The 19,084-nt window shown below is 40.8% G+C and carries 16 protein-coding genes and 1 pseudogene; 9 read left to right on the forward strand and 8 right to left on the reverse strand.

Features of this window, described 5'->3' with window-relative positions; genetic code table 11:
• Position 1 precedes the first annotated feature (1 nt).
• The 4 genes and pseudogenes from EHQ16_RS13545 to EHQ16_RS13560 form a co-directional block, all read right to left on the reverse strand.
• Positions 2–2,074: an adenylate/guanylate cyclase domain-containing protein gene (locus tag EHQ16_RS13545; RefSeq protein ID WP_135633608.1), complete on the reverse strand. Its 2,073-nt coding sequence runs from the start codon at positions 2,072–2,074 to the stop codon at positions 2–4.
• A complete protein-coding gene (locus EHQ16_RS13550) occupies positions 2,075–3,622 on the reverse strand; it encodes an FMN-binding glutamate synthase family protein (protein WP_135633605.1) in 1,548 nt (515 codons plus the stop codon). It abuts the gene before it with no gap.
• A 44-nt stretch (positions 3,623–3,666) separates the two neighbouring features.
• Positions 3,667–4,065, reverse strand: coding sequence for a response regulator (locus tag EHQ16_RS13555; protein WP_135633602.1), 399 nt, complete (start codon positions 4,063–4,065; stop codon positions 3,667–3,669).
• Positions 4,066–4,435: 370 nt separating this feature from the next.
• Positions 4,436–5,228 (reverse strand): annotated as a pseudogene (locus tag EHQ16_RS13560) (PAS domain-containing protein); the annotation flags it as partial.
• Between the two features lie 161 nt (positions 5,229–5,389).
• Between EHQ16_RS13560 and EHQ16_RS13565 the strand changes: the two are divergent.
• Entirely contained in the window at positions 5,390–5,743 is a 354-nt protein-coding gene (locus EHQ16_RS13565; protein ID WP_135633599.1) for a single-stranded DNA-binding protein, read from the forward strand.
• A 53-nt stretch (positions 5,744–5,796) separates the two neighbouring features.
• On the opposite strand, the gene EHQ16_RS13570 is transcribed toward EHQ16_RS13565, so the two are convergent.
• A complete protein-coding gene (locus tag EHQ16_RS13570; protein WP_135633596.1) occupies positions 5,797–6,870 on the reverse strand; it encodes a hypothetical protein in 1,074 nt (357 codons plus the stop codon).
• A 52-nt stretch (positions 6,871–6,922) separates the two neighbouring features.
• A complete protein-coding gene (locus EHQ16_RS13575) occupies positions 6,923–7,429 on the reverse strand; it encodes a DUF3332 family protein (protein ID WP_135633593.1) in 507 nt (168 codons plus the stop codon).
• 129 nt (positions 7,430–7,558) lie between these two features.
• Here EHQ16_RS13575 and EHQ16_RS13580 point away from each other — a divergent pair, with 129 nt between their 5' ends.
• From EHQ16_RS13580 to EHQ16_RS13610, 7 genes are read left to right on the forward strand one after another with little or no spacing between them, the layout of a single operon-like run.
• On the forward strand, positions 7,559–9,019 hold the full coding sequence (locus EHQ16_RS13580; RefSeq protein WP_135633591.1) for an MBOAT family O-acyltransferase: 1,461 nt from the start codon (positions 7,559–7,561) through the stop codon (positions 9,017–9,019).
• Positions 9,020–9,066: 47 nt separating this feature from the next.
• Positions 9,067–9,414 carry a PilZ domain-containing protein gene (locus EHQ16_RS13585; RefSeq protein WP_135633589.1) on the forward strand — a complete coding sequence of 116 codons (348 nt, stop codon included), beginning with the start codon at positions 9,067–9,069 and terminating at the stop codon, positions 9,412–9,414.
• The gene (locus tag EHQ16_RS13590) at positions 9,411–10,103 is read left to right on the forward strand and encodes an NAD-dependent epimerase/dehydratase family protein (protein WP_135633587.1); all 693 of its coding nucleotides are present in this window, start codon (positions 9,411–9,413) and stop codon (positions 10,101–10,103) included. The genes EHQ16_RS13585 and EHQ16_RS13590 overlap by 4 nt, the downstream gene beginning before the upstream one ends.
• A complete protein-coding gene (locus EHQ16_RS13595) occupies positions 10,100–10,837 on the forward strand; it encodes a lysophospholipid acyltransferase family protein (RefSeq protein WP_135633585.1) in 738 nt (245 codons plus the stop codon). Before EHQ16_RS13590 ends, EHQ16_RS13595 begins: the two co-directional genes overlap by 4 nt.
• A 24-nt stretch (positions 10,838–10,861) precedes the next feature.
• Positions 10,862–12,028 carry a methionine adenosyltransferase gene (gene metK / locus EHQ16_RS13600; protein ID WP_135583021.1) on the forward strand — a complete coding sequence of 389 codons (1,167 nt, stop codon included), beginning with the start codon at positions 10,862–10,864 and terminating at the stop codon, positions 12,026–12,028.
• A gap of 3 nt (positions 12,029–12,031) precedes the next feature.
• A complete protein-coding gene (locus tag EHQ16_RS13605; protein WP_135633583.1) occupies positions 12,032–12,997 on the forward strand; it encodes a transketolase family protein in 966 nt (321 codons plus the stop codon).
• 16 nt (positions 12,998–13,013) lie between these two features.
• Entirely contained in the window at positions 13,014–13,340 is a 327-nt protein-coding gene (locus tag EHQ16_RS13610; RefSeq protein ID WP_135633652.1) for an ATP-dependent Clp protease adaptor ClpS, read from the forward strand.
• 88 nt (positions 13,341–13,428) lie between these two features.
• On the opposite strand, the gene EHQ16_RS13615 is transcribed toward EHQ16_RS13610, so the two are convergent.
• A complete protein-coding gene (locus EHQ16_RS13615) occupies positions 13,429–14,307 on the reverse strand; it encodes a glycogen-binding domain-containing protein (RefSeq protein ID WP_244242086.1) in 879 nt (292 codons plus the stop codon).
• A 155-nt stretch (positions 14,308–14,462) separates the two neighbouring features.
• Between EHQ16_RS13615 and EHQ16_RS13620 the strand changes: the two genes are divergently transcribed.
• Positions 14,463–18,101 carry a tetratricopeptide repeat protein gene (locus EHQ16_RS13620; RefSeq protein ID WP_135633582.1) on the forward strand — a complete coding sequence of 1,213 codons (3,639 nt, stop codon included), beginning with the start codon at positions 14,463–14,465 and terminating at the stop codon, positions 18,099–18,101.
• An 88-nt stretch (positions 18,102–18,189) separates the two neighbouring features.
• Here the strand turns inward: EHQ16_RS13620 and EHQ16_RS13625 are convergent, their stop codons facing one another.
• Entirely contained in the window at positions 18,190–19,002 is an 813-nt protein-coding gene (locus EHQ16_RS13625; protein WP_135633581.1) for a WecB/TagA/CpsF family glycosyltransferase, read from the reverse strand.
• Positions 19,003–19,084 lie beyond the last annotated feature (82 nt).

Below are 19,084 nucleotides of genomic sequence, written 5' to 3' on the forward strand. Positions count from 1 at the left end.
ACTAACTTCCCAGTTCCATCTTTGGTTTTGTTTTTGCTTCGTGACAACGATCCAAAAACAATCTTGAAACAGAGTCGTCGGGGTTTGTATCGAGTAGTTTGGAAAATCCGTCAATGGCCTCTTCAAAATCTTCTCTGCGGAATGCATCTAGGGCGAGTGTATAATCATCTTTTGTAGCAACAAACCTAGCTGCCTTTTCTGGTTCGTATCCATCCAAAACTTCTACAACGAAAACAGATTCTGTTTTTCCTTTGATGGCCACACGGTCGAGGAGTCGGTAATGGTATCCTAATCCATCAGATGCTTCGATAAAGGTGTCTGCACTAATCACAATCCTTGAAGAAAAAAGTTTGGTGATTCCTTCGATCCGAGAGGCAAGGTTTACGGCGTCGGAAATAACGGTTCCTTCCATTCGTTTGTGTTCCCCTAAGATTCCTAAGGTGAGATTTCCTGTATGGATGCCGATTCCTACTTCGATAGGAATATAACTACAGTTAGACCTATGTCCGTTGTAAATCCGAATGGCTTCTTGCATTTCTACAGCAGCTTTGACGGCATCATTGACATCGTAGGGAAACAAAGCCATAACTGCATCACCAATGAATTTATCGATAAATCCATTGTTGTGCCTAATGATTGGGCCCACTCGTTGGAGATAACTATTTAAAAAATCAAAATTTTCCTTAGGAGTTAGTGTTTCAGAAAACTCAGTAAAGGATCTGATATCAGCAAAGAGAATGGTCATTCTTTTCTGGACTTGGTCACCAAGATCTACATGCCGAATATCTGCTTTACCCAAATGGAAGAGAAACTCTGTGGGAACAAAACGGCTAAAGGATGTGCTCAATTGTTTTTGTTCGTGGGCAAATTCTAAAGTTTTTGTGATGTTTTGACGGACAATTCGTCCGAAAGTGATGACTTGTAAAAATACAAAGACCACTACTGTGGCAGGTGCTATGTACATGGTATGGATGATGGATTCCGCATGTAACACATCATTGGTGGCACCTACAAGAACCAAAAACATTCCAAATGACAATAATTTGGATTCCATTCGATTTTTTTTGTAAGCACGATGTAGATAAACAAATACAAAAACTCCATTAGCAACAAAGGCAATTGGATAAATGGAGGCCGTTTCTGTAAAATAAACAGGCGGTAACAACAAACCTAAAGTTAAGATCGATGATAGAACATAAAAGAAAGTTCCCATTCGTTTGGAGAAGTCTTCAGGGAAAATGGTATAAAAATAATGATAGAGGAGGGGTGCTGACCAGAACCAAGAAATATATTCCAATCGTAAAAGGATCCAATACGGAACATCTACAAATTCAATTAAAATCCTTTCTCCCGTGGATATGGTTCTAAGGAAAACGGCCATAGAAAAAAGAAAGATCCCGATTGTATGTTTGCCATCTCGATTGTAAAAATACATTACGAGAAAAAATAAACCAACAAAAGCTAGAACTGATGATAACATTGTTTCATTGATCTTTCGTTTGGTGATGCGACTTTCTCCTTTTGTATAAGTAGAAAGAACGATATCAGTCCAGATCCCTCCCTTTCTATGTTCATAATTGGCAACATAGATATCTATGGTTAGGTCTGTGGTTTGTGGTAAAACAACGATGGTGGATTTAACTTCGGGTTTGTATTCGTTTGGATTGGATCCGGGAAATCCAGATCCACCTAACAACTTTCCATTTACATAAATTGCGTATGCTGTGTCTTGTTCATGGACAGTGAGAGCCATGGTTTCCGAAAGATTGTCTGCCAGTTTGAGTTTGGTTCGAAAGCTAGCATGTCCAAAACCACCAATTGATCCGTATGGCATTTTGTATCCATTCCAATGACCCGGAAGGTTCAGGAATAAATCAGAATCTGTTTCCTTTATTTGATTTGGTGCCGTATTCCAAAAAAATTTCCATTCCCCATTCAATACAACAAACGGTTGATTGGTGAAGGAATGGTTGCTCAGGTCTGAAAAACCTTTGACAATTTCTGCCTTTACATTCCTCTCCTCTGAAAGACAACTGAGATGGAATAAAATAAGAATCAGAAAGAGTTTTTTCATTTAGGCTTGTCGTTTTGGAAAAACTGTATAATCCTGAAGTTTTGTAAAATTCACTTCGTCTCTTTTGTAACCGAGTAACCCCTCTAAGGTTTGGTACCGGTTCATCCCCATACTAATTTCTATATCTTGGCCTGTAAATTGACCCGGGTGTTCGTAACCGCAGGAATGGGCCAAACTAAGAAGTTCTTTTCGAAATCCTTGGATGTACTTGGCCGCACGTTTTCCTTTGATGGTTGGATCCACTCCTCGTTGCAACCACCAGTTCTGAGTGGCCACTCCTGCAGGGCAATGGTCGGTATGGCATTTTTGTGCTTGGATACAGCCAATGGACAACATGGCTTCCCGTGCTACATTGATGAGATCACACCCCATGGCGATCGCAACAACGGCTCTGTCAGGAAATCCCAGTTTTCCAGAACCAATCCAAACAATTTGTTCGGATAGTCCTTCTTTTTGAAAGAGAGTGTAAACCCTTTGGAATCCTATTTTAAAAGGTAAGGATACGTGGTCGGCATACGTCAGAGGTGCGGCACCTGTCCCTCCTTCTCCACCATCGATGGTGATGAAGTCAGGGCCTAAAGAAGTTTCTTTCATCTGAGCGGCGAGTTCTTCCCAAAATTCAATTTCTCCGACGGCACTTTTGATTCCAACGGGTAAACCTGTTCCCGATGCAATCCTTTCAATGAATTGAACGAGTTCTTTGACATTTGTAAATTCGCTATGGGAGTTGGGAGAGATACAATCTTTGCCTTCTTCGACATGGCGGATGGCAGCAATTTCGGCGTTCACTTTTTTTGCTGGTAGGATCCCACCTTTCCCTGGTTTGGCGCCCTGTGAAAGTTTGATTTCGATCATTTTGATACAAGGGTTTTTTCCCACTTTCTCTTTGAGAACTTCCAAACTAAACTTTCCTGATTTGTCTCTGGCCCCAAAGTAACCTGTACCAATTTGCCAAACCATATCGGCTCCTTCCATATGGTAATGGCTGAGGCCTCCTTCACCTGTGTTCTGATAGGCGCCAGAATCCCTCGCACCTCGATTGAGTGCCATCACAGCATTTTTGCCTAGAGAACCAAAGGACATCGCAGAAATGTTCACAATGGAATAAGGTCTGTAGGGAAACTTACGTTTCGGCCCAATGATTTTTAAACAGGGAATACAACTTGGGTCTTGGTTGTGGATGTATGCTTTTGCTTCCGGATACGGGAAGGCTTTGTGTTTGATGATCGGATATCCCGGTTCGTATTGGATTTCTGTAGTTCCAAATCCAAAGTTATTGTTTTGGCCTTTGGCTGTGGCATAAATCCAACTCCTTTCTGTGCGATCGAAGGGACGTTCTTCTTTATCGTGAGCCACCCAATATTGCCTGAGTTCGGGCCCAATCATTTCTAAAAAATAACGAAGCCTTCCGACAATCGGGAAGTTTCTCTGAATCGTGTGCGTTTTTTGTGTGATGTCTCGGATAAAAACCAAAACAAGAAACAACAACAGTCCAACGAATGTGGAAGACAAAGGATAGGTTTCAATCCAATTGAGTATCTGATCCATAAGGGGTGCGTCCAAATCTATATACGAAGCAAAATGCTGACAAGCTAAGATTGGACGTGCGAAATTGATTCCAAAAGTTTTTCTTTTGTAAAAGGTTTGAAGATGTAGCCGGAGATGATGGGGATTTTGGCGGCACGGTCTGTGTCGGCGGTATCTACGGAAGAACTGACAAGGAAAACTTCAATGGATTTGGGGAACTTAGGGAGGATCTTTCCGAAGGCATCTAAAAATTGCCAACCATCCATAAGGGGCATATTGATATCCAAAAAAATAATGTCAGGAAGTTGGTCTTTGTTTAGGACTTCCGTTTGAAAAAAATCCAGAGCATTTTCGGCATCGGAGAAAACCAAAACATCTCCTTTGATTCCTGCGTTGGATATAATTTTTTTCGTAGTGAACTGGTAGATCTGGTCATCGTCGATGACACAAATTTTGGGATTCATAATCCACTCCCGTTAGGAAAGTACATCACAAGAATGGTTCCTACCTCTGGTTTGGAACGCACCTCGATCTTTCCTCCCACCGATTCGATTTTATTCTGAACCAAAAATAAACTTGAGACCTCTACCACTCATCTGACGATGAAAAGTCACATGATTCTGAAAAAATTGTTCTCCCTTTTGTTTGGAAGGAAACTCCCGGCCCAAGGTAAGAATCAGGTTTTCCCAAGTTAGTGCCGTCAGGAACCACCGGAAATGAGTGATTTTAGATTTTTGACGGCTTTCAATAATGGATCTTCCCATTTTTTGGGATCTGGGTCACCTTTTGCATTTTGAATTAAATCCAATATTTGGTTCAAATGGTCTGCTGATCCTTTGAGATTTTCCAGGTTTTCCAGAAGTTGTGTTTCCTTTTTTTTCCTTTCGTCAATGTCTATGATTTGGGCCAAATAGTGGATGGGATGGCCTTTATCATTACGAAGTACGGTCACAGTGATATGTGCCCAAACTTTATTCCCTGATTTTTGGATGTATTGTTTTTCTATCGAATAGTTGTCGATGATTCCTTTTTGGACTTCATCTCGGAGTTTTAAATTTTCTTCCAGTTCATCTACAGAGCTGATTTCCGAAAAATGTTTTCCAATGATTTCAAAAACTTTATAACCTAAAAAGTTGGCGAATGCTTCGTTTGCTTCATCGATAAACCCATTTTTACTAGTTTGTACAAGACCAATGGGTGAATCGTGAAACATAGTTTTGAATCTACGTTCCGCAAGTTCTAAGTTTGCTTCTGTATCTATTTTTTCAGAAATGTCCCGGGAAGAAGTGTGGATGTATTTTTTTCCTGTTGTGGGATGGATGGTCAAACGATTGTCAGACTGTAACCAAATGTAGTTTCCATCTTTGTGTAAAAAACGAAAAGTTGTGTGGATGTTCGTTTCTCCACGGAGGATCGGTTGGTGAGACCTTTCGTCGATGAGTCTTTTTTCGTCAGGGTGAAAGTAGTCGTAAGGATTTTTTCCAATCAGTTCTTCGGATTTGTAACCAATGATTTTTTCTGAATTGGGACTTACATAAATATAAGTTCCGTCTGGTTCATGTAGACATACCAATTCACGGCTAATTGCCGTTAAAAGGTGAAGTATTTCTGAATCGGGAAGTCCCACAAACGAAATCCTGTTTGGATCTTGTGGGTTGTCTATCCCAAATGTTCTTTTTGCGATCCCCGTTTCATAAAATTGTTTGGAAATCTCTTTTTTTTGAAACCAACCGTTATCAAAACCAACCGGTCTTTTATGACCCAGAAAATTGGTTCAAGGATACTCAAATGAAAAATCTATCGTATGTCATTCTAGACGGGAATTTAACTTCCGACCCAGAAGAAAGAAACATTGCAGGAGGAAAGTCTCTTGCCGTTTTTACAGTTGCTGTCAATCACACGGCAGGCAACCAAGAAGGTAAAGACAAAGACGACGTGTCTTACTTTGAAGTGGAGGCTTGGGAAAAATTAGGAGAGAACTGTGTCGAATATCTACAAAAGGGAAGTAAGGTGACGATCATGGGCAATCTCAAACAAAACCGATGGAAAAGCCCTGAAGGTGAAAATAGATCCAAAATCAAAGTGACTGCTTCCACAGTCCGGTTTGATAGTGTTCGCAAAAAAGAACCAAAAGCGGCTTAAGGAAATTTTAAGATCTTTACGGGTGTTGGAAATCCCTTCACCCGTGTTTTGGTTTATGGTGTGGGGATTGTTCTTTTTTTATGTTTTGAATGAGTGGGTGAATCAAATATGGAATGGCTGTCGTTCTGGTTTGATTTGGAATTTTCTCCCGATTCTTCTGTGAGTTTTCTTTCCTCAGTTCGATCTTCTTGTAGGGACGGTTTTCCATTTTTAATCACGGATAAAATTCGGAAATATCTAGGAGAAGAAACCAAGTTCCATTCTCTAAAATAGTATTTTGAAAATGCATGTTTGGGTCCATAAACACCGTTATTCGAATCAATTTTGTTTTTGATATTGGTTTTGAAATCCGATTGTTCTTCCTTGGTTAGGTTGGGAAACTGCGCCACTTCCCCTTCCACATAACGGTTTCGTAAAATATCCAATTCCCTGCGGTTTCGTCTTGTGACATCTTCAAAAAAATATTGATTGGGGCCGTTACAATTTCCTCCGTATGATTCACAATTGGGAGCAAGTTGCGGGTTCACATACGTGAGTTCCAAATAAATGCTTATGTACTCACCGGGGTTCGGAACTTTTCCCTCTTGGATTTCTAAAACTTGGGGAACTGTATCTCTATCCGTATATTGTCTTTCAATGGCTTCACGTGAGATTTTGGTTTCGGGGGTTGTACTATTCACTTTCACCGGTTTTTTCGATTCCCCAACGATTACTTTGTTTCGCATTACTTCTGTTTTTGTTTCCAAAATTTCATAGGCTTGAAAGTTTACTGGTTGTTTGGCGATCACTTCACCCTTTTGGTTGATTACGATGATATGATGTTCTAAGATCGTTCCCGCAATGATTTCTTCTATGATACTAATCCCTGCATCTTCAAAAAATAAATCGAGTTGGATGAAAGGAATTTTGTTTTCCGAATACTCCACACTCACCCCTGGTTCCCTGGCCAAAGTTTTTTTTTCTTCTTTGGTTTCTGAATGGGTGGCTTCCGATTTTGTAATCATACGAATGTGGTTGAGATTAATTTGTTCTGTGTGAGTCGGAAAGGACGGAGTGAATACCTGTTGCGGAGTTTGGCATCCGAAAGAAAGGACTAACAGGAAGGAAAGAAAATACACGCGGTTCATAAAGTAAGTATCGGTCAGAGATTGCCCCTAAAATTAGGGGCAATGTTGCGGTTTAGATGTGTTTTGCAGAAAGTGGAGGGAGGATTGGCCCACTCACTTGTAGGATTTCTACATACTTTCCATTCACTAAACGGAATGCTTTTTCTGGTTTGTCTTTTAAGAAGTAAACAGCTTCCATTCCTTTTTGTGTAGGAGCTTCCATTTTCAAAACCTTTCCCCATTCAGTATAAGTAAGGGTGATGGTTTGACCATCTTGGCTGTATTCTTTGACTAGTTTTCCATCAAAGTCATACTCAGCCATTGCAATTGGATTTTTATCAGTCCAGAATTCAATTAGGTTGAAAACGAGAACATCCAGAATTCCTCCAACGTAATATGCAATGGAAATTGGAAAGAGCATTAAAAGAGAACGAAAGAAACCTGCAACTTTTCCAGTTCCAATTTGAATGTTTCCATTGAAAGAGTAAACGGCTTTCGTAACTCCAAATTTTCCAAAGCAATTTGCGAATAAACCAATGGACAAAAGTCCCACAAGAGCGGCTTTTAATATTTTTTTCATTTTTTACCTCTTAGTTCTGAACAAAAAACTAAAGACCAATCCTATGTGATTCACGAATCATCTGCAAGCCGAAATGATTGACATGGTCATTTTTTCGAAGAATCTGGTCTGAATAGAAGGCATCTCCCATTGATCTTTTCCGATTTTGAATACTTTGTCTTCTTTCTCTTTGTTTTTTTTACGGTTTGGTACGTATTCCCTACCATTTTTTCGAATCAATCTAGGGAAACACGAATCCTACATATCTTCCTACTCATTAGTAGTTATTTCTTTTACATGTCTTGGGATTATCGTTTTGGTGCTCTCATCCTACTTTCCACTGCCATCGATTATTATGTAGGACTCAAACTAAGCGGAGAAACTAGGGAAAAGGTAAGATACTATCTCTTACTTTTTAGTTTGATTACAAACCTAGTGTTTATTTTGGGTTTTTTCAAATATTACAACTTTCTTGTCACCTCTATCAATACGGTCACCAATCCTTTGTTTGGTGCAGATGCCTTACCTGTTCTTAAAATTATTCTTCCTGCAGGGATCTCCTTTTTTACCTTTCAGTCTTTGTCTTATACCATTGATGTGTATCGCAAGGAAATTCCGGCCGAAAAAGATTTTATTCGTTTTGCTTTGTTCGTGAGTTTTTTCCCTCAACTGGTTGCAGGCCCCATTGTTACGGCAAGAACCTTTATGCCACAACTCTATACGCCAAAAAAACTGGAAGATATCGAGTTTCGAGTGTCGATTCGATTTTTTATGTTGGGTTATTTTAAGAAAGCAGTTTTGTCTGATATGGTCGCTCCGACCATTGACACAATTTATGCCGACCCATCTGGCCACCACGCCTACGCTTTGTTAATTGCCGCAGCGCTCGGTGGAATTCAAGTGTATTTGGATTTTAGCGGGTATTCGGATATGGCCATTGGAAGTGCCATGTTACTTGGTTATAAACTTCCGACAAACTTCAACTTACCATTCCTTGCCACTTCTGTTTCTGGTTTTTGGCGCCGTTGGCACATGACCTTAAATTCTTGGTTACGAGATTATATTTATATTCCTATGGGTGGAAGCCGCGTAACATCCGTCAGACGAAAATTCAATCTTTGGTTCACCATGTTTGTGAGTGGGGTTTGGCACGGAGCACAGTGGACTTTTGTGTTTTGGGGAAGTCTCAACGGATTTTTTTATTTTTTAGAAGAGGTTTGGAAAGAATGGTTTCCTGACCAAAAGAACGAAACGGAAACCAAACATTGGTATGCGGCTCCTCTTTGGCTCTTTCAGAATCTCCTCAATAGTTCCATTTTCTTTTTGGGTGCTGTTTTCTTTCGTTCTCTCACTTGGGAAAATGCTTGGATTCACATCCGGGGAATTTTTACATTCCAAGCGGGACAAATCCGGCCTTATATGTGGAAAGACTTCCTTTGGATTCTATTTTTCCTCTATTTAGGCCATATCATCGGTTATTTTATCTTTGAAAAGGGAAAAGGCAAACAAATCCCCGCCAGTTTGGAATTTGCCCTCTATCCCATTCTCTTTCTTGTCTTAAATTTAGCTACACCAGAAAACTCCGTTCCGTTCATTTACTTTCAGTTCTAATTTGCTTTTTTCGTTTCCAATATTAGGAATCCTTATAGCTTGTTGCTATGGAAAGTGAGCGAAGGCTACCAAGAATATCTCCCGGTGACTTTTCTGAATTTGAGGTGCAACTGGATTTGGAAGGGATCACCTTATTTGGAAAGTTAGGGAATATTTCAGAAGAAGGCCTTTGTTTTTTGGGTGAGGACGACTTACTCAGCGATGAAATTGAGTCCCAGGTTTTGGGAAGTATTGTTTGGGCAAAGGGCACCAAACGTATGTTCTTTGAAGGAACTGTTATGTGGACCCAAACCTCCAAAATCAAAAATGTAATTTATTATATCGCAGGAATCCAATTCCAAGAAAAACTAAATCTTACGGATTCTATGCTTGCTCGTAGTTTGGAGATCAAATGAAAATACTACTCCTTGGTGGAACCGGACTTATCGGTAAACAAGTGTTACTGTCTCTTGTTTTTTATCCCCAAATCAAAAAGGTAATTGTTTGGGCCAGAAGTTCCAAGTCTGCTTCCAATCCCAATGTCCCCATTGAAGTCATCCAAGTAAACTGGGAAGATTTTCAGGCAGGAAAAGTTTCCCTTCCTGATGGTTTGGATGCTGTATTTTGTTGTCTTGGAACTACCATTAACAAAGCAGGAAGCCAGGAAAAATTCAAAGAAATCGATTACGAATATCCACTCCTTGCGGCCAAACAAGCCAAATCAAAAAATGTTCCTGGATTTTATATCATTACCGCCATGGGATCTGATGCCAATTCTTCTATATTTTACAACCGAGTGAAAGGCGAAATTGAAACGGAACTTCGTAACTTACAATTTCCCTTCCTTGGAATTTTTAGACCTTCCCTTCTCATTGGCGAAAGAGAAGAAGTACGATTGGGCGAGAAGGTAGGTGAATTCCTCGGAAATCTCATTCCTTTTGGACTTCTGGGACTTAAAAAATTCAAACCCATTCCTGGTGAATACGTTGCCAAATCCATGATCCATTCTCTGTTACACGACAAACCAGAAAAAGGATTACCTCCACAAGTGAAAGTATATGAAAACGATGTCCTTTGGGAGATCGGTAAGGACCATTCTTTTTGATTCCAGACAACAAACAAAAACCCTATTCCAAAACCAAATACATCATCCTGAGTTGGGTGGTTCACTTCATCGTAAGAGTTTGGTATCTATTCATTCGAAACCAAAAGTTTATCATTCCGGACGCAAGTGCTAATGCCATTGAAAAAGGTTCTGGATATATCATTGCTGTTTTTCATGAAACAACTCTTTCTCTTTACCGGCATGCCACTCAGTATTTAAAACGAAAGAAAAAAGCGGATATGGTCGCTCTTGTGTCCCAATCCAAAGATGGTGAAATCATCCACCAAACCTTTGCTCGCTCTAACTTACGTTCTGTGCGAGGTTCTTCCACGAGAGGGGGAACAGGTGCCTTTCGTAATATCCTCAAAGAAATGAAACAAGGGGCAGTGCCTATTTTTACTGTGGATGGCCCAAAAGGCCCGAGGCGTGAAGTAAAACCAGGTGTCATTGTGACTGCTTCTCTCACTGGTTTTCCCATCCTATATTTGCATTCTTGTTATGACAGGGCTTACACTTTCAAAAGTTGGGACAGGCATTTTTTCCCTAAATTTGGAGCTCGTCTTTTCATTCAATACGGGGAACCGTTTTTTGTTCCGAAAGGTCTTTCGGAGAGCCAAATGGATGAATATGCCAAAAAATTGGAAATTGCCATGGGGAAAAATGCGGAAAACCTGGAATCCTATGTGCGGGAACGTTTCCCTGACAATTCTATTGACGTACCACCTAAACTCTAAATTTTAACCAAGTAAGGTAAAAAAATGTCATCTCTCAAAAACTATATCTTCACTTCCGAGTCCGTATCTGAAGGACACCCAGACAAAGTCTGTGACCAAATTTCCGATGCCATTCTCGATGCATATTTAGCCCAAGATCCAAAATCCCGTGTTGCTTGTGAAACTCTGGTAACAACAAACCTTGTTGTGATTGCCGGTGAGATCACAAGTAAAGGAAAAGTGGACACACAAGAAGTGGCCCGCGATGTAATTCGAAAAATTGGTTATAACGATATCAATATGTATTTCGATGCAGATTTCGCAGTGGTTTCTTCCCACGTTCATGCTCAGTCTCCAGACATTGCCCAAGGGGTAAATGAAGGAGAAGGACTCCATACAGAACAAGGAGCCGGAGACCAAGGTCTTATGTTTGGTTTTGCCATCGCAGAAACTCCAGAACTAATGCCTGCTCCTCTTTATTACTCACACAAACTTTTGGAAAACCTATCTGACCTTCGTCACACAGGGAAAATTGACTGGTTACGTCCTGATGCAAAATCGCAAGTCACCATCCAATACGAAGACGGAAAACCAAAAAGAGTGGATACTGTTGTAATCTCTACGCAACACAAACCAGGTGTGACTCACAAACAAATCGAAGAAGCAGTCATCGAAGAATGTATCAAAAAAATCATTCCTAAAGAACTTCTTACAAACACTCGTTATTTCATTAACCCTACTGGTAAATTTGAAATTGGTGGGCCACACGGTGATACAGGTCTTACAGGACGTAAGATCATTGTAGATACTTACGGTGGAATGGGTCGTCATGGTGGTGGAGCTTTCTCTGGAAAAGATCCATCTAAAGTTGACCGTTCTGCAGCATATATCGGCCGTTATATTGCAAAAAACGTAGTGGCAGCAGGACTTGCACACAAATGTGAAGTACAACTTGCATACGCAATTGGTGTTGCGGAACCAGTATCTGTTCTTGTAGATACTTTTGGAACAGGAACCATTTCTGATGAAGAAATCGCAAAACGAGTTCTTGCAAATTTCAAACTCACTCCAAAAGGAATTGTGGATGGCCTTGATCTTCTTGGAAAAGGAAGAAAATACCAAGAAACTGCGGCTTATGGTCACTTTGGTAGAACAGGTAGCACATTTACCTGGGAAAAAACTGATAAAGCAGAAGCTTTAAAAAAAGGATAAATCATGGGAGCACCTAGCCAATCCACTGCAGACAAAAAAGCAACGAGAGATGCCTACGGCGAAGCCTTAGTTGAGTTAGGTGCATCTAGACAAGATGTCGTGGTTTTAGATGCGGATCTTTCTGGTTCCACTAAAACTGCGGATTTTAAGAAAAAATATCCTGAACGTTTTTTTAATGTTGGTGTCGCTGAACAAAACTTAGTTGGTCATGCGGCAGGTCTTGCTCTTTCTGGTTTTGTGCCTTTTGCTTCTAGTTTTGCTATGTTTTTATCTGGCAGAGCTTGGGAAGTGGTGCGTAACAGTGTGGTTTACCCAAAAGTAAACGTAAAACTCGTTGCCTCTCATGGTGGAATCACTGTGGGAGAAGACGGTGCTTCTCACCAATGTATTGAAGACTTCGCCATCATGCGAGTCATTCCAGAAATGACTGTGATTTGTCCTTCTGATTTCAACGAAACCAAACAAGTCATTCACGCTATCGCTGATTATAAAGGCCCGGTGTACGTAAGGGTGGGTCGTCCTGCCATTCCTGTCATCGAAAGAGAAAATTACAAATTCCAAATTGGAAAAGCAGAAGTCATTTCTGAAGGAAAAGATGTTTGTATCATTGCCAATGGTGTAATGGTCAACGAAGCTATGATCGCTGTGGGACTACTCAAAGAAAAAGGAATTAACGCAAGCCTTCTCAATATGGCTACCATCAAACCTTTGGACAAAGATGCCATCATCGCCAAAGCAAAAGAATGCGGTGCCGTTGTGACTTGTGAAGAACACAATGTGATTGGTGGTCTTGGTTCTGCAGTTTCAGAACTTCTTTCGGAAGAGTATCCAGTTCCTGTCATCAAAGTCGGAATGAAAGATACATTCGGAAAATCAGGAACTTGGAGTGGTCTACTGGATTACTTTGGTCTCCGTGCAAAAGACGTTGTTTCCCACGTAGAAATCGCAATTTCCAAAAAGAAAAAATAAGGTTTTGGTTTCGGTTATGACCGGTGCCGGAGCTTCCCAACCATCCATCTTAGAAGAAACCGAAGTGAGGCCGCGTCGTAGTGACGGGCCTTGGAAGGTTGTCCTTTGGGATGATGACTTTCATACTTATGAATATGTCATTGAGATGTTAATGGACGTATGCCAAATGCCTTGGGAAAAAGCCTTCCAACATGCAGTCGAAGTAGATACCAGAAAAAAAACCATCGTCTTTTCTGGAGAATTGGAACATGCAGAGTTTGTCCACGAACGGATCTTAAACTATGGCCCTGATCCTAGAATGGGTTCTTCGAAAGGTTCCATGACGGCCACTCTCGAACAATAAAATATCCTAATTCTTTTTTAAAACGGAATCTGTTGTTAAATTTTGATTCCGAATCTGTATTGAAAGTTACCTAGATGTTTAAAGAAGATTACATCTTACGTTCTAACGCGTAATTTCTTTCCGGAACGAGTAACGATGAAACCGATTCATTTGTATCCACTTTGATGTTTGTTGCTGGATTGTAAGTATCTAACATATACTCTCCATCCACAATGAATTGGTAATGGTATTCCCCAGGTAATAATTTCTTTTCGAGAGTGAACACTCCCTTTCTGTCTTTTTTAAGGAAATCATGTTCTGGGTTCCAATCATTAAAACTTCCCACCACTCGAACCACTTCTGCCTCGGGTAAGTAAATTTGGAATTTAACCGTTCGTAAGTCCCGTTCTTCGTTGGCAGAATCTTCGAGAACCATGGTTTTGGTTTGGCGGTCCGTGTCTTTGTTCTCTAAGATGAAACGGGAGTAGTAGGAACCAGAACCATCTTCCAACTTATCAAAGTTTTCTGGGTCATAGGTGAGAAGTCCATTCACTCGGAATTTGTATTCGTAAACAGGATCTTCTTCATAAGTATCAGTGATTTGAGTGGGTTCGATTACTGTATAATAGATACCGTATTGGTTCCGTTTCATATCGGAACATTCCCAATTGTTAAAACTTCCGCAGATTTCTACGGCTTCCTCTCTGAGGCCGTTGTAGGTAAATAAAATTCCTCTGTGAATGAGTTTGCCAGAAGAAACATAAGACTCTACGTCTAGATAACGAATGTAACGTGGAGCGATATTTTTTTTGAGACTTTCCAGTTGCCAGAGGTAATAAACTGTATCCTGATTTTCCGTTTCATCGGACATCTCTAGTTCTTTTGAAGAAAAACTTCCAATCCAGTCCATTCCGTCCTCTGCAAAGATTCCGATTCCTGTGAAAAAGAGTAAAAATAGGGCAATACGGATGGATTTCGATTTCATCATAGGTTTGGTCGTAAAGGGTTCCTTCTAGATAATTTTCGGCAGAATTGAAAAAAGGGAGTGAAAGGTTTTTTTCCAAAGGAACCATCTGACATAATAAAAAAAATATTCTGTCATTTTGAGAATGGGCCGATAATTCATTAGGAATAGACCCTTAAATGGCTGAGCCGATAGACAAATTGAGTCCGGAAGAAATTACACAAATCGAGACGATGTTTTCGGCTCTCAATAAAAATCCGCTCTCATCGGAAGAATTGAATCCGATGGCGAAGGTTTTACGTGAGAAACTGGGATATACGAATCCCATCGCACCTGCGGAACCAGAAACCGATACCGAAGAAGATTCGGGCTCTGCCTTTGACGATTTTGATAATGAAGGGGCAGGAGATTCCAACGCCGGAGACCCTTTTACCGGACTCGATGAGGATGATGATTTTGGTCCTCCCAAACTCCCCAACCGTGAAGCCGAAGAAGACGATGGAATTGATTTAGATGAACTCCTCGGTGAAGACGGCCCGAGACCCACTCCGGCTCCTGCCGCCACAGATGATTTTGACTTTGATGCACCGACGGCTGCAGACGATGCGGATCCCTTTGCTTCCGATGCAGGAACTACGGAAGAGGCAGACCCTTTTGCAGATATGGGTTCCACTCCCGCTGCTACTGAAACTTTCGGTGATGATCCCTTTGGCAATTTAGACGCGATCGATGAAGCTCCCATCGAAGACAAACCAGCGCCAGTCATTGGTGATGATCCTTTTGCTAATTTAGGTGGGGATGACACTCCACCGACTACCGACGAAGATTTGTTTGCTGGTTTTGATAGTGGATCGGAAGGCGAGGCTCCTTCTGGAGATGATTTTGATTTTGGCGGTGGGACGGATACTCCTACTTCCGGTGATGATCCCTTTGCAGATATGGGTTCCACTCCCGCTGCTACTGAAAGTTTTGGGGATGACCCTTTTGCTAATTTAGGTGGAGATAACACTCCTTCTTCTGATACAGATTCCGCCGATGATCCGTTTGGTGATATGTCATCTCCAAGTTCTGGCGGTGATACTTTTGGAGACGATCCCTTTGCAGATATGGGTTCGACCCCCGCTGCTACTGAAAGTTTTGGGGATGATCCGTTTGGTGGTATGGACAGTCCGTCCACTCCTTCTCGTGATAATGAACCCGCTGACATGGGTGGTGGGTTTGATGATCCATTTGGAGACTTGGGTGTGGGAATGGAACCACCGAGTCTGGATGATGACTTAGGAGCTCCTTCTTTTGACGATTTGGCACCATCGATTGATGATATGCCTGTTTCCACGATGGATGACTTTGGTTCTGACGGGCCAGGGGGATTTGAGGAAGACCTCATGTCTCTTGGTAAAGAAGAGGAACCAGAAGAATCTCTCGAAGCTAACTTAACGGATGAAGAGTTAGCTGTCATCCAAGCAGAATTACTTCGTTACCCACCAAAACTCAGACGAACCATCATTGATACGATTGTGAACCAAAGGATTCCGGTTCGTAATCAAAAAGAAATCATTGAACTCATTAAGGCCCAACAAAAACCAGAAGACATTGCTAGTTACCTCAGTGGTCTTCTGGGTGAACGAGTGGAACTCAGTGATTCCACTGGTAAGTTTGCCGCTGATGGAGTTCCCATCATTGCCAGTCGGGATGCTTATACCAAAGAAGGTGCTGCCCGCAAACGAGAGTTAGTCCGTAGAACTATTTTGTCTTCTGCGGCCGCTGTATTCCTTGTATTTGGAATTGTCACACTTTGGAAGTATGTGATTGTTCCTTATCGTGCGAAAGCACAGTATGCCCTCGGACTTGAAAAAATTGAAGAGTTCAGTTATGAAACGGATGCTTTAGAGAAGAAAAAACTCCTCGCCGATGCAGAAAATTATTTTATCAAAGGGGAAGAAATTTTCCCACATAACCTAGAGTTTTTGAATAAATACTGTATTGCTTATACCAAAGCCGGTCAGTATGAAAGAGCCTTCGAAAAATGTTTTGGGAAAGTGGAACCTGATTTTGGTTATGAACTAGAAGATAAGGAACACAAAAGGGCTTGGGAAAACAGAAAAGAAGTACCAAACATTAGTTTTGCGAAAAAAACGGAATGGAATGATGCCGGTGTGGAAACTGCTGGACGTAGACCTTTACCAGAACTAACTTTTTATTTAACTTCACAAGATAAAGTTCCAAGAAAGGTTTTAAAGGCGGGAGCTTATATTGCCTCTCGTCTCAAATACAATGTCCATGATATTGATACATACATTGCCCTTGGAACGTTTCACTCCTTCCATAGAAAGGATTTTATCGAAGTTCCTCCAGGCAGTAATCGCAAAAAATATAAAAACGACCATCTGGCTATTGAATACTTCAAACGAGTGTTTACCGATGGGGGAGACCCTGATAACGTCGATGCGATTGCAGGGATTGCAAAGATATTTTACAACAAACAAGAGTTTGGAACGGCTGTTAAATACTATAACGATATCATTGAAAAGTATCCTAAAAATGCCATTGGTCATGGTGGGATTTTATCAACCTACATTGAAATGTGGAAACGTGATAAAAATCCGCAGTATGTACTCAACCATCATAGACAGGTTCGAAATGCTCTCAATATAGAAGATGAGCTTTCTCTTTTTGTTTTGGCAAAACTTGCATCCTTCTACATAGATTTAGATTCGGAAGAAGTTCGAATCAAATACAACATAAACCCAGAAGACCAAGTCACGGGTATGGAGATTGATGATAACGTAGAATACCTCTTAAACATTGCTTATGGCAAAGATGGTGGATCCAAATTTGCGGAAGGATATTACCAAAGAGCTCGGTTCTATTTCAAAAAAGAAGAAGCGGCACGTGCCCTCAAACAATTGGAACTTGCATCCACTTATGACATTCGCCATTACTTAGCAGTTCTGCTTATGGCAGAATACTATATCCAAACGGAAAATTATGATGAAGCGGTCAAACTTCTGAGAGAAGCCGATGATCGTTATCAAAATTATAGAGAAAGGCTTGGGGAAAGAGATGAGGATGAAACCTTACTCGAAGGAAGCCCTGGAAGGATTTCGTTTAACTTAGGTAAAATCCAATTTTTAGAAGCTGCTGGAATTAATGTAACAGACAATATACGAGAATTCCCTGGTAAAAAAATCTATCCAGAACGTAGTATTGGTACCCTTTCTTATGAAGAAAAAGAAAGAAGAAACGGACTTTTTATGGCTCGTGAATCTTTCCTTGCGGCCCTGGATCGTGATATCTCTAAAGATCCAAAAATTGTCAGAGAATGTTATTACTACTTAGGTTGGATTGATTACAATCATGGAGACTTTGCACAAAGTTTGGATTTTTGGGCAGAACTTCCAGAAGAAGATATTTATAATAACGCAACCTTACTTTTTGGAAAAGGAAATGCCTTCTATTATACAAGACAATACAATGCAGCTCTTGGCAACTATCTGAAGTTAAAGGATGATTTTGAACTGAAAGAACAAAGTTTAGGTCGAATCGATACAGAAAACTCAGACCATAGAGAAGTATATGAAACTCTCACGGCTCTTTATAATAATATTGGAGCGGTGTATGAGAAAAAACAAGATACCATCAATGCCCTCAAATACTATTGGAAAGCAATGGAAACAGCAAGAAAGATTGGTTCTGTGAGTGAAATTGCAAACTCCAATAAAGATTTGGTTTTTGCTCGCGCCAAACTTGACCGCGAACCATTACTCGAGGATTGGCTAGCACCAACTCTTGACCGATTGGATCAAATTAAAAAATAGATTCTAAGAAATTAGGAAGAAGATGGTGAATGGAGGATAGATGCATTCTATCCTCCGAGATTGGTTTGTTCTAAATTTGTATTTTGAATTAATGTTTGCGAAATCGTTCGCGGATCCCGAGTAGAAAGAAATAGAAAGTTTCCCACATCCTTTGGATTCGGTATGGTCTTGCGATGATCCTCCAAAGCCAAATGAGTCCTCTTTCTTTAAACCATTCAGGCGCCTTTTTATCAGCACCAGATAACATATCTAAGGCGCCACCTACACCGATCACAACGGCTTTACCAAAGTATCCAGTGTTGTTTTCGATCCAGATTTCTTGGTTGGGAAAGTCCATTGCAAGGAAAATGATATCCGGGCCAGTTTTACGAATGGCTTCTTTGACTCGCATCTCACGTTGCCTGTCCAAATGGCCTGCATGTCTGCCTACAATTCTTACTTTTGGAAAGTGTCTTGTCAGGTTGAAATAAATTCGTTCTACGATTTCGTCTTTGGCTCCAAAGATGAATGCTGTGAATTCTTTGAGTTCGGCCAAACGAATGAGATCCATCATGACAGCAATCGGAGTGACTCGTTCTTTGAGTCTACCCGAGGTCATCCAACCAATTCCCGCTCCTTCCACCAAAATGGTTCCTGCTTTTTCGGCAATCCGGTGGAGTGATTTTTTGGGACGCATCCTCATGAGTTTGATGGGATCTAAAAATAAAACATGGTGCATGCCTTCTTTTTTCTCAAGCACGCGGAAGAGTTTGGCTATGGCTTCGTCTGTAGTGACATTATCGATGGGGATTCCCAAAACTTTCAAAGTTTCCAACTTAGAAACATCGATATTTTGGTATTCCAGTAGTATATCCCTCTCGTCTTTTGAGGAATTGTGAACGATTTCGCTCAGTTGCTTCATGTAGCCGGGCTTTCCTTTCCTATCTAAAACATTATGTCCAGTACCCTCTATTGTCGCCTCTAAATTTTTAAAAACTGCCGTT

It is taken from the genome of Leptospira kanakyensis (assembly GCF_004769235.1).
In the GTDB taxonomy this organism is placed as follows: domain Bacteria; phylum Spirochaetota; class Leptospiria; order Leptospirales; family Leptospiraceae; genus Leptospira_A; species Leptospira_A kanakyensis.

Coding starts and splice junctions, on each gene's coding strand:
- EHQ16_RS13575 (WP_135633593.1), bottom strand. CDS start 7,429: ATGAAAAAAATATTAAAAGCCGCTCTTGTGGGACTTTTGTCCATTGGT.
- EHQ16_RS13555 (WP_135633602.1), bottom strand. CDS start 4,065: ATGAATCCCAAAATTTGTGTCATCGACGATGACCAGATCTACCAGTTC.
- metK (WP_135583021.1), top strand. CDS start 10,862: ATGTCATCTCTCAAAAACTATATCTTCACTTCCGAGTCCGTATCTGAA.
- EHQ16_RS13625 (WP_135633581.1), bottom strand. CDS start 19,002: ATGAAGCAACTGAGCGAAATCGTTCACAATTCCTCAAAAGACGAGAGG.
- EHQ16_RS13565 (WP_135633599.1), top strand. CDS start 5,390: ATGAAAAATCTATCGTATGTCATTCTAGACGGGAATTTAACTTCCGAC.
- EHQ16_RS13615 (WP_244242086.1), bottom strand. CDS start 14,307: ATGATGAAATCGAAATCCATCCGTATTGCCCTATTTTTACTCTTTTTC.
- EHQ16_RS13585 (WP_135633589.1), top strand. CDS start 9,067: ATGGAAAGTGAGCGAAGGCTACCAAGAATATCTCCCGGTGACTTTTCT.
- EHQ16_RS13605 (WP_135633583.1), top strand. CDS start 12,032: ATGGGAGCACCTAGCCAATCCACTGCAGACAAAAAAGCAACGAGAGAT.
- EHQ16_RS13545 (WP_135633608.1), bottom strand. CDS start 2,074: ATGAAAAAACTCTTTCTGATTCTTATTTTATTCCATCTCAGTTGTCTT.
- EHQ16_RS13610 (WP_135633652.1), top strand. CDS start 13,014: ATGACCGGTGCCGGAGCTTCCCAACCATCCATCTTAGAAGAAACCGAA.
- EHQ16_RS13570 (WP_135633596.1), bottom strand. CDS start 6,870: ATGAACCGCGTGTATTTTCTTTCCTTCCTGTTAGTCCTTTCTTTCGGA.
- EHQ16_RS13550 (WP_135633605.1), bottom strand. CDS start 3,622: ATGGATCAGATACTCAATTGGATTGAAACCTATCCTTTGTCTTCCACA.
- EHQ16_RS13590 (WP_135633587.1), top strand. CDS start 9,411: ATGAAAATACTACTCCTTGGTGGAACCGGACTTATCGGTAAACAAGTG.
- EHQ16_RS13620 (WP_135633582.1), top strand. CDS start 14,463: ATGGCTGAGCCGATAGACAAATTGAGTCCGGAAGAAATTACACAAATC.